The organism is Ramlibacter lithotrophicus (assembly GCF_012184415.1).
Taxonomy (GTDB): domain Bacteria; phylum Pseudomonadota; class Gammaproteobacteria; order Burkholderiales; family Burkholderiaceae_C; genus Ramlibacter; species Ramlibacter lithotrophicus.
Genome location: NZ_VTOX01000016.1, coordinates 1 through 9254, shown reverse-complemented (window position 1 = coordinate 9254; position 9254 = coordinate 1). Strand labels below are relative to the sequence as shown.

Below are 9254 nucleotides of genomic sequence, written 5' to 3'. Positions count from 1 at the left end.
AGTTCTCGCAAGCCTTCGCCACGCCCACGCGAGCGGCTGCCAATGCCACAGCACCAATGCGCAACTCACGCAGCACAAGACTGACGCTGAATGGGCTACGTTCAACATGTGTTCCCTGGCTGCTTACGAACCACATGCACGCGGTGAGCTTCTACTTCATGGTCTACAACTTCGTGAAGATCCACGGCTCCATCAAGACAACGCCCGCCATGGAGGCGGGCGTTACTGACTTCCTGTGGTCCATGGAGGACATCGTCCTCATGGCCGAGACGAACGCCTGAGCCTATGGAGCGGGGCCGATCAGTCGGACGGCAATCAGGTCCACTAGATCATCGGAAACCGTATACCGGAGTGTCAGGCTGTGCGGCATCCCATAAACGTGCAGTTGAGGAGTGCGAAGCAGATACTCTTGCGGGTTCGTGTTAGGGATTGGGGTCGCGTCAATTAGTGGATTCCGGGCCAAGCGCCAAGACCACCCTTCCCAAAGCTGCTCAAACCGAGGCGACCTCCTTTGCAGGTAGTCGAACATCGACGAGACCGATTGAGATTCGCGAATAGTGCGTAAGCCCATCCGCACATTATGGGTCTACTTACGCCCCGGCAACAACCTCGCCACGAGCCCACGCCAAGTCGTCCTCATCGACTTCGCCAACTTCAGAGGCGAAAACGGTCGCTAGAGGGATCGGCTCGCCCATGGCGGCGATCTGCCAGATCACGCCATGCGTTTCTTCACTAATCGACTTAGCCGTGTTGTTGATGCAGACGTGTTCAAATGCCTCATCAATGATCTGAATCTCTGGTCCAGTGAACTGACTGACGTCGGCTTCCTCTATAGCGATGAATTCGCTCTTTAGGTGACCAAAGTGGTCAACGCGGCCGCGCGCGATCTTGCCCTCTGCAACCAGCTCGTCGATGACGCCAACAATGTCGCGCGGGACTGGGCCAAACTGACGTTTGACGTAAGTCTCGCCGGTAATCGACTGGCCATGCAGCTTGAAGAAGATCGAGTCTGAGTACCAAAGCACCTTATTCAGCTTGATTGCCCCAAGACACGAAGGATCCTCTGCCTTCTGGCAGATGTAATGCACTAGCGCCTTGAACTTGGTTCGATTCAGTTTTTCCATACTCCACCCCGCGAAGTTAGCGGCCCCGACGGCCTTAAGTTACTTGGAGCTAATTCAGCTTCTGCGGTTCGCCGCTACCACAACTTTCATCGCGGCACAAGGGGTCAACATAAAGTTGCTCTAGTCGGAGTGTGACGGCCGGTCCTACGCACGTCAACTCGCATGTGTCAAGTCGCGCCCTCGTCCGACAGCGACTGTTGTTGAGGTGCCTCTGTGGTCAAAAGCAGCCACACCAGAACAGAGAAGAGTGCAATCAATTGCAGCAAAAGCACTCTTACGTTCTACGTTACAAATCAGCTTTCAAACTGCACCATGACCCGCGGTCAGGCCGGCATTTCGAGGTAGGACCGGCCGAGCTGCAGGAAGTCCTGCACCTGCGGGTCGACGCCGGTTTCCTCGCGCAGGATGGCGCCGACCGCCGGCGCCAGCTCCTGTGCCAGCCGCGCGTCCAGGAACAGAACGCGCCAGCGCCGCGCCAGCACGTCTTCCACGGTGCGGGCGTACTCGGCGCGGGCGGCAAAGCGGACCATCGCCTCGCTGAGCCCGCCGCCCAACTCGTTGCCGGCGCCCGGCAGGGCCAGCACCGCGTCCGCCTCCGAGCCATAGGAATGCAGGCCCTGCGGCTCGCTGAGCGGCACCGAGTCGCGCGGCGTCGGCTCTCCGCCCAGCAGCCGCAAGTTGGCGGTCACTCCGGGGCGTGCCGGCTCCAGCAGGCGTTTTTCCATGCACTTGACCAGAACGTCCTCGGCCATGGCGCGATAGGTCGTCCACTTGCCGCCGGTCACCGTGACCAGCCCGCTGCGGCTGACCAGCACCGTGTGTTCACGGCTCAGGCCCTTGGTGTCGTCGCCGTCGTCCCCCTGCGGCTTGACCAGCGGCCGCAGCCCGACCCACATGCTGCGGATGTCCTGCGGGCGCGGCGCGCGCACCAGGTAGCGCGCCGACTCCTTCAGGATGAACTCGAGCTCCTGGCGGAACGGCCGCGGCTCCAGCGCGAGATCGTTGCGCGGCGTGTCGGTCGTGCCCAGGATCAGCTTGCCCAGCCAGGGAACGCCGAACAGCACCCGCCCGTCCTCGGTCCTGGGCACCATCAGCGCGTGGTCGCCGGGCAGGAACTCGCGGTCCACGACGAGGTGCACGCCCTGGCTGGGTGCCACCATGGCGCTCACCGGGTGGCCGGTGGCGGCGCCGTCCTGCTGGCGCAGCTGGTCGACCCAGACTCCGGCAGCGTTGATGACGCAGCGGGCGCTCACCTCGAAGCGGCGGCCCGTCTCGCGGTCCTCGCAGCTGACGCCGGCCACCCGTCCCTGCTCGTGGCGCAACGCGGTGACCGCGCAGTAGTTCACCACCAGCGCGCCCCTGGCGGCCGCGGTGCGCGCCAGCGCCAGCGCCAGTCGGGCGTCGTCGAACTGGCCGTCCCAGTACTGGATGCCGCCCTTCAGTCCGGCGCTGCGCGCCGTAGGCAGGCGCGCCAGCGTTTCGCGGCGGCCGAGGAACTCGGTCGCGCCCAGGCCGGCGCGGCCGGCCAGCGCGTCGTACATCTTGAGCCCGGCACCGTAGAACGGCAGCTCCCACCAGTGGTAGGCGGGCAGGACGAACGGCAGCGGCTGGGCCAGGTGCGGCGCGTTGTGCAGCAGCACCGTCCGCTCGTGCAGCGCCTCGCGCACCAGCCCGATGTTCCCCTGCGCCAGGTAGCGCACGCCACCGTGGACCAGCTTGGTCGCGCGCGACGAGGTGCCCTTGGCGAAGTCGTGGGATTCCAGCAGCACGACGGACCAGCCGCGCGACGCGGCGTCGAGGGCAACTCCGAGTCCGGTGGCGCCGCCGCCGATCACGGCGATGTCGTAGCTGATGGGGCGGGCCAGCTGGGCGATCAGGTGCTCTCGATTCATTGCCCGTGATTTTCACCCAGCTAGACTCCCGCCATGGCAAGCAGCCCAGACACTTCTTCGACGGCGGCGATCGCCTTCATCGGCGGCGGCAACATGGCCAGCGCGATCATCGGCGGCCTGCTGCGCGAGGGCATGAGCCCCTCGCAGCTGGAGGTCGTCGAGCCCTTCGCGCCGGCCCGCGCCAGGCTGCGCGAGCAGTTCGGCATCGAGGCGCTGGAGGCTGCCGGTCCGGCGCTGCAGCGGGCGCAGCTCGTGGTGTGGGCCGTCAAGCCGCAGACCTTCCGCGACGCCGCTGCGCAGGCGCGCGCCCACACCGGCAGCGCACTGCACCTGAGCGTCGCCGCCGGCATCCGCTCGGACAGCATCGCGGCATGGACCGGCACCGAGCGCATCGTCCGCTGCATGCCCAACACGCCCGCCCTCATCGGCAAGGGGATCACGGCGCTGTACGCGCGTGCCGGCGTGACGCCGGCCGACCGGCTGCAGGCGCAGCAGGTGATCGCCACCACGGGCGAGTGGCTGTGGGTGCAGGACGAGGCGCAGCTGGACGCCGTGACGGCGCTGTCCGGGTCCGGCCCGGCCTACGTGTTCTTCTTCCTCGAGGCGATGACCCAGGCCGGCGTCGAGATGGGGCTGCCGCGCGAGCAGGCCTACCGGCTGGCGGTCGGCACGTTCGGCGGCGCGGCGGCCCTGGCGCACGCCTCGCAGGAGCCGCCCGAGGTGCTGCGCCAGCGGGTGACGTCCAAGGGCGGCACCACCCACGCCGCGATCACCTCGATGGAGCGCGACCGGATGCAGGCGCTGTTCGTGAAGGCGCTGCACGCGGCTGGCCGCCGGGCCAGGGAACTCGGGGACGAGTTCGGCAGCCTCTGATCAGCCGGGGACAGAGCAGGATTGCCTTGCAATTCTTGATCTGTCCCACGAGTTCTAGACCATCGCGTAGCCGGCCACGATGCCGGCAAAGACCGTGAACGCCAGCCAGTGGTTGACGCGGAAAGCCCGGAAGCAGCTTTCACGCTCGCGGCGGCGGATCAAGGTGTAGTGCCATGCCGCCTGGCCGCCCGCCACGGCCAGGGTGATGGCCAGCACGGCCGCCGGGATCCTGCCTGCCAGCACCGCGCCCCAGATCACGAGGTAGGCGGCGTAGCACGCCATGATCACCGGAACGTCGGCGCGGCCGAGCGTGATGGCCGAGGTCTTCATGCCGATCCGGATGTCGTCGTCGCGGTCCACCATCGCGTATTCCGTGTCGTAGGCGATCACCCAGAACAGGTTGCCCAGCAGCAGCACCCAGGCGACCAGCGGAACGCGCGACTGCACGGCCGCGAACGCCATCGGGATGCCGAAGCTGAAGGCCACGCCCAGCACGGCCTGCGGCATCGAGACGAAGCGCTTGGCGTACGGGTACACCAGCGCAATCGCCAGCGCCGCGAACGACCAGGCGATGGCCACCGCGTTGGTCGTCAGCACCAGGACGAATGCCAGCAGCGCCAGGACGGCACCCAGCACGAGCGCTTCGCGCACCGACACGGCCCCGGTCGTGACCGGACGCTGCGCCGTACGCTTGACGTGCCGGTCGAAATCGCGATCGGCGACGTCGTTGACGCAGCAGCCGGCGCTGCGCATCAGGATCGTGCCGAGCGTGAACACGGCGACGAGGTGCCAGCCGGGAAAGCCATGGGCCGCGATCCACAGGGCGGCCAGGCTCGGCCACAGCAGCAGCAGCCAGCCCGCCGGCCGGTTCCAGCGGATCAGGTCGAGGTACAGCGAGAACTTGCCGGCGCTCATCACAGCCCGAGCTGGCGCAGGTCCAGGCGTGCGGCTTGCACGGGCGGGCACCACAGGTAGGCCCCGCTGACCGGGCGCGAGATGCGGAACATCGCATCGACGACGCCGTCCTCCTCCCCAGCCATGCGCCGCAGCTGCGCCTCGAAGGCGTCGTGCGACCGGCCGAAGGCGACGAACATCAGGCCCGCCTGCGTGCTCAGCAGCCACGGCATCGAGCGGCGCAGCATGAAGGCCGGCGGGTCGAAGCTTTCCTGGGCCGTGCGCTTCACATGCGCCCAGGTCGGCGAGTCCTCGATCTCCTCGTTGTCGCTGCGGCGCCGCCCGAAATGATGGTCCTGGTCCTCGCTGGCCAGCGCCTCGAACGCGTCGAAGTCATGCACCCACTGCTGCACCGCGAGGTAGCTCGATCCGTCCAGGCCGGGGCCCTGCCCCTGCACGATGGCGGCCTGCACGGCGTCGTCGCCTTTCGGGTTCTCGGTGCCGTCCTCGTAACCGGTCAGGTCCTTGCCGTGGCCGCTCTCGCCCAGCGCGTGGCAGAAGCCGTCCAGCACGTGGCCGGCGCGGAAGGCGGGCGCCAGCAACTTCTGCAGCTTGCGCATCGCGTGCAGCAGGAATCCGAGATCGTCGCCACGCAGCCAGCACCACAGTTGCAGCGGCGTGGAAGGCACGTTGACGCCGTGTCCGGCCAGGTGCGGGAACTCGCGCAGGCCGGGGACCGAGGCGCCCAGCGCAGCGACGAGGGACGGGCCGAGGCCGACAACGATCGCCTGGCCGTCGACGGCCTGCGCCAGCCGCTGCAACGCGGCGCCCAGTGCGGCGCGGTCGGCGTCCGGGGCGGCGTTGAAGGTGACGTAGCGCGCCACGGCCGGCACGCTTTCGAGGATTCCTGGTTGCGCGGGGAGAGTCATGCGCCAATGGTAATTCGGGCGCGCCGCGGCGCCTGTCGGCGGCGAGGCAACGCGCTCAGGACAGGCGCTTCACGCCGGGGAGCTCGCACGCATAGATCGCGTTGCGCAGCGCCGCGATCGCCTCGTAGCGCGTGAAACTGCGGCGCCAAGCCAGCACCACGCGCCGCGTCGGGGGATCGCCCTGGAACGGGATGTACTTGACGAACGCCTGGTCCTCCTTGCGCCGCTTCGGCCGCGGCTGCAGGGCCTCCTTCGGCACCGACAGGCGTGGCACCAGCGTCACGCCCATGCCGGCCGCCACCATGTGCTTGATGGTTTCCAGCGACGAGCCTTCGAAGCTCTTGCGGATGCCTTCCGCGTCGCTCGAGAAGCGCGCGAACTCCGGGCAGACCTCCAGCACGTGGTCGCGGAAGCAGTGGCCGGTGCCCAGCAGCAGCATCGTTTCGCTCTTGAGCTCCTGCGCCGTGATGGACTGCTTGCCCGAGAGCGGGTGCGTGCTCGGCACGGCCGCCAGGAACGGCTCGTCGTACAGCGCGGCGACCGCCAGGCCCGTGTCCGGGAACGGCTCGGCCATGATGGCGCAGTCGATCTCGCCGGTGCGCAGCATCTCCAGCAGCTTCACCGTGAAGTTCTCCTGCAGCATCAGCGGCATCTGGGGCGTGCGGGCGATCGCCTGGCGCACCAGGTCCGGCAGCAGGTAGGGCCCGATCGTGTAGATCACGCCCAGCTTGAGCGGGCCGGCCAGCGGGTCCTTGCCGCGCTTGGCGATCTCCTTGATGGCCGCGGCCTGTTCCAGCACGCTCTGCGCCTGCCGCACGATGTCCTCGCCCAGGGGCGTGATCGTGACTTCGTTGGCGCTGCGCTCGAACAGCTTGACCTCGAGTTCGTCCTCCAGCTTCTTGATTGCCACCGACAGCGTCGGCTGCGAGACGAAGCACGCTTCGGCGGCCTTGCCGAAGTGCTTCTCCCTCGCAACGGCGACGATGTACTTGAGCTCTGTAAGGGTCATCCTGAGACACCGCGTTGCGAGGCCGTTGCCGATCTTGTCCGGGGGTCGATCCCCGCAAGCGGGGCCCCTCGCCCTGTCCCTCCCAAGATCACCGCCACTATGTACTTGAGTTCGGTGAGCGTCATCCCTGGTACCAGGCCGTTCAGGCCTTGAGGTACTCCGATTTTCCACCCAACCAGCGTGCCGTGTGGCGTTTCGCGAGCTCGGGGTAACGATCGAGCATCAGGGGCGCGAGCTGGCGGGCCCATTGCAGCAGCTCGGTGTCGGTCGCGAGGTCGGCGAACCGCAGCAGCGTCGCACCGGACTGGCGCGCTCCCAGGAACTCTCCCGGCCCGCGGATCTCGAGGTCCCGCCTGGCGATCTCGAAGCCGTCACTGGTCTCCACCATGGCCTTGAGACGGGCGCGCGCCGTCTCCCCGAGCCGGCCGCCCTCGCCTGCCGAATAGAGCAGCACGCAGGCCGACGCCGCCGCGCCGCGGCCGACCCGTCCGCGCAACTGGTGCAACTGCGACAGCCCGAAACGCTCGGCGTGTTCGATCACCATCAGCGAGGCGTTGGGCACGTCGACGCCGACTTCGATGACGGTGGTGGCCACCAGCACGCCCATGTGGCCGCCGGTGAAAAGCGACATCACCGCCTTCTTCTCCGGCGCCGGCATGCGCGAGTGCAGGAGGCCGACGACCACGCCGGGCAGCGCGGCCGTGAGGGTCTCGTGCGTCGCGCGGGCGTTCGCCAGGTCCAGGACCTCGCTTTCCTCGATCAGCGGGCAGACCCAGTACACCTGCCGGCCGGCGGCGACCTGGGCGCGGATCCGCTCCGTGACCTCCTCGCGGCGGCTGTCCGCCACCAGCTTGGTGACGATGGGCGTGCGCCCGGGCGGCAGTTCGTCGATGGTGGAAACGTCCAGGTCGGCGTAGTAACTCATCGCCAGTGTCCGCGGAATCGGCGTCGCCGACATCATGAGGAGGTGAGGCTCGCGCGGCATTTCTCCCTCCCCCGTGCGGGGGAGGGCCGGGGTGGGGGCGGGCACGTGCTCCCCAGAGGGGTTCGCAGCGGTGCTCGCCTTGCCGCGCAAGGCGAGCGGCTGCGCAACCCCCATCCCATCCCTCCCCCTCGAGGGGGAGGGCTTCACGGCGTCCCGCGCCGTGGAGGGCTCGACTTCTGGCACCGGCGCCGCCTTGCTCCGCAATGCCAGCCTCTGTTCCACACCGAACCGATGCTGTTCGTCGATGATGGCGAGCCCCAGCTTGCGGAATTGCACCTGCTCCTGGATCACGGCGTGGGTGCCGACCACCAGCGCCGCCTCGCCGCTGGCGACCATCTCCAGCATCGCGCCGCGCTCCTTCTTGCGCTGGCCGCCCGTCAGCCAGGCGACGCGCAGGCCGAGCGGCGCCAGCAGCGGCTCCAGCCAGCCGATCAACTTGCGGAAATGCTGCTCGGCGAGGATTTCGGTCGGCGCCATCAGCGCGCACTGCCAGCCGGCCGCGATGGCCACGGCCGCCGCCAGCGCCGCGACCACCGTCTTGCCGGACCCGACGTCGCCTTGCAGCAGGCGGTGCATCGGCACCTCGCGCGCGAGGTCCGCCGTGATCTCGCCGACCACCCGCCGCTGGGCCGCGGTCAGCGCGAAGGGCAAAGCCGCCAGCAACTGCTCCGGCAGCCCGCCGCCGCCGGCGACCAGGAAAGGTGAGCGCAGCCGCGCCCGCTCCCGCTTGCTTTGCAGCTGCGACAGTTGCTGCGCCAGGAGCTCCTCGGCCTTCAGCCGCTGCCAGGCCGGATGGCTGCGGTCTTCCAGCGTCGCCAGCGATACGTCGGGCGTCGGATGGTGCAGGAAGGCGAGCGACTCCTGCAGGCTCCACACCAGCGGCCGCAGCGTGTCGGTGACCCCTGGCGGAAAGGTGTCGGACAGTTCGGCCCGGGACAGCCCGCTCGCGACCGCCTTGCGCAGATACGCTTGCGGCAGGCCGGCGACCGTTGGATAGACCGGCGTGAGCGCCGCCGGCAGTTCGCCCCCGGCCGCCTGCCAGCCGGGATGCACCATCTGCCAGCCCAGGAAGCCGCCCTTGAGCTCGCCGCGGATGCGCAGTCGCTTGCCCACCGCCAGCGACTTCTGCTGCGACGGATAGAACGTGAAGAAGCGCAGGAGGCAGGTGTCGCTGCCGTCGTCGACGGTGACCAGCAACTGCCGCCGCGGGCGGTAGGCAATCTCGCAGGCCGTGACCGTCGCCTCGATCTGCACCACGTCGCCTTCGCGCGCGTCACGCAACCTGACGATGCGCGTCTCGTCCTCGTAACGCAGCGGCAGGTGCAGCGCGAGGTCGATGTCCCGTGCCAGTCCCAGCTTGCGCAAGGCTTTCTGGGGCTCGGTCAGTGCCTTGGTCTCGGGCATGGGACAATTCTGCCTCCCTGGGCTGCCCCCGATTCTCCGGACACTTCTATTTGCTACACGGCAGCTCCGTGTAGCTCCTCGAATCGTACTGGACTGAGGTACTGAAGCGTCGAGTGACGCCGCCGCGGGTTGTAGAAGCGCTCG

Annotated in this window: 8 protein-coding genes; 2 read left to right on the top strand and 6 right to left on the bottom strand. The window is 68.1% G+C overall.

Annotated features, from left to right (window positions below; translation table 11 throughout):
* Positions 1–134 precede the first annotated feature (134 nt).
* On the top strand, positions 135–281 hold the full coding sequence (locus tag RAMLITH_RS25360; protein ID WP_181017818.1) for a hypothetical protein: 147 nt from the start codon (positions 135–137) through the stop codon (positions 279–281).
* Positions 282–590: 309 nt separating this feature from the next.
* Here the strand turns inward: RAMLITH_RS25360 and RAMLITH_RS25355 are convergent, their stop codons facing one another.
* Together RAMLITH_RS25355 and RAMLITH_RS25350 are read right to left on the bottom strand one after the other, a co-directional pair.
* Positions 591–1124, bottom strand: a complete 534-nt coding sequence (locus tag RAMLITH_RS25355; RefSeq protein WP_168110261.1) for a Panacea domain-containing protein — start codon at positions 1122–1124, stop codon at positions 591–593.
* Positions 1125–1447: 323 nt separating this feature from the next.
* Positions 1448–3016: a glycerol-3-phosphate dehydrogenase/oxidase gene (locus tag RAMLITH_RS25350; RefSeq protein ID WP_168110260.1), complete on the bottom strand. Its 1569-nt coding sequence runs from the start codon at positions 3014–3016 to the stop codon at positions 1448–1450.
* A 33-nt stretch (positions 3017–3049) separates the two neighbouring features.
* Between RAMLITH_RS25350 and proC the strand changes: the two genes are divergently transcribed.
* Positions 3050–3889: a pyrroline-5-carboxylate reductase gene (proC, locus tag RAMLITH_RS25345; protein ID WP_168110259.1), complete on the top strand. Its 840-nt coding sequence runs from the start codon at positions 3050–3052 to the stop codon at positions 3887–3889.
* Positions 3890–3943: 54 nt separating this feature from the next.
* On the opposite strand, the gene ubiA is transcribed toward proC, so the two are convergent.
* From ubiA to recG, 4 genes are all read right to left on the bottom strand, one after another.
* On the bottom strand, positions 3944–4804 hold the full coding sequence (gene ubiA / locus RAMLITH_RS25340; protein WP_168110258.1) for a 4-hydroxybenzoate octaprenyltransferase: 861 nt from the start codon (positions 4802–4804) through the stop codon (positions 3944–3946).
* Positions 4804–5712 (bottom strand): Dyp-type peroxidase, encoded by a 909-nt coding sequence (locus tag RAMLITH_RS25335; protein WP_168110257.1) that lies wholly within the window; start codon positions 5710–5712, stop codon positions 4804–4806. Before RAMLITH_RS25335 ends, ubiA begins: the two co-directional genes overlap by 1 nt.
* Before the next feature lie 55 nt (positions 5713–5767).
* Positions 5768–6721, bottom strand: a complete 954-nt coding sequence (locus RAMLITH_RS25330; RefSeq protein WP_168110256.1) for a LysR substrate-binding domain-containing protein — start codon at positions 6719–6721, stop codon at positions 5768–5770.
* Positions 6722–6863: 142 nt separating this feature from the next.
* A complete protein-coding gene (gene recG / locus RAMLITH_RS25325) occupies positions 6864–9110 on the bottom strand; it encodes an ATP-dependent DNA helicase RecG (protein WP_168110255.1) in 2247 nt (748 codons plus the stop codon).
* Between the last annotated feature and the right edge of the window lie 144 nt (positions 9111–9254).

What these genes read in the sequence shown, in the direction of transcription:
- RAMLITH_RS25360 (WP_181017818.1), top strand. Translation starts at nt 135, where the DNA reads ATGCACGCGGTGAGCTTCTACTTCATGGTCTACAACTTCGTGAAGATC.
- RAMLITH_RS25355 (WP_168110261.1), bottom strand. Translation starts at nt 1,124, where the DNA reads ATGGAAAAACTGAATCGAACCAAGTTCAAGGCGCTAGTGCATTACATC.
- RAMLITH_RS25350 (WP_168110260.1), bottom strand. Translation starts at nt 3,016, where the DNA reads ATGAATCGAGAGCACCTGATCGCCCAGCTGGCCCGCCCCATCAGCTAC.
- proC (WP_168110259.1), top strand. Translation starts at nt 3,050, where the DNA reads ATGGCAAGCAGCCCAGACACTTCTTCGACGGCGGCGATCGCCTTCATC.
- ubiA (WP_168110258.1), bottom strand. Translation starts at nt 4,804, where the DNA reads ATGAGCGCCGGCAAGTTCTCGCTGTACCTCGACCTGATCCGCTGGAAC.
- RAMLITH_RS25335 (WP_168110257.1), bottom strand. Translation starts at nt 5,712, where the DNA reads ATGACTCTCCCCGCGCAACCAGGAATCCTCGAAAGCGTGCCGGCCGTG.
- RAMLITH_RS25330 (WP_168110256.1), bottom strand. Translation starts at nt 6,721, where the DNA reads ATGACCCTTACAGAGCTCAAGTACATCGTCGCCGTTGCGAGGGAGAAG.
- recG (WP_168110255.1), bottom strand. Translation starts at nt 9,110, where the DNA reads ATGCCCGAGACCAAGGCACTGACCGAGCCCCAGAAAGCCTTGCGCAAG.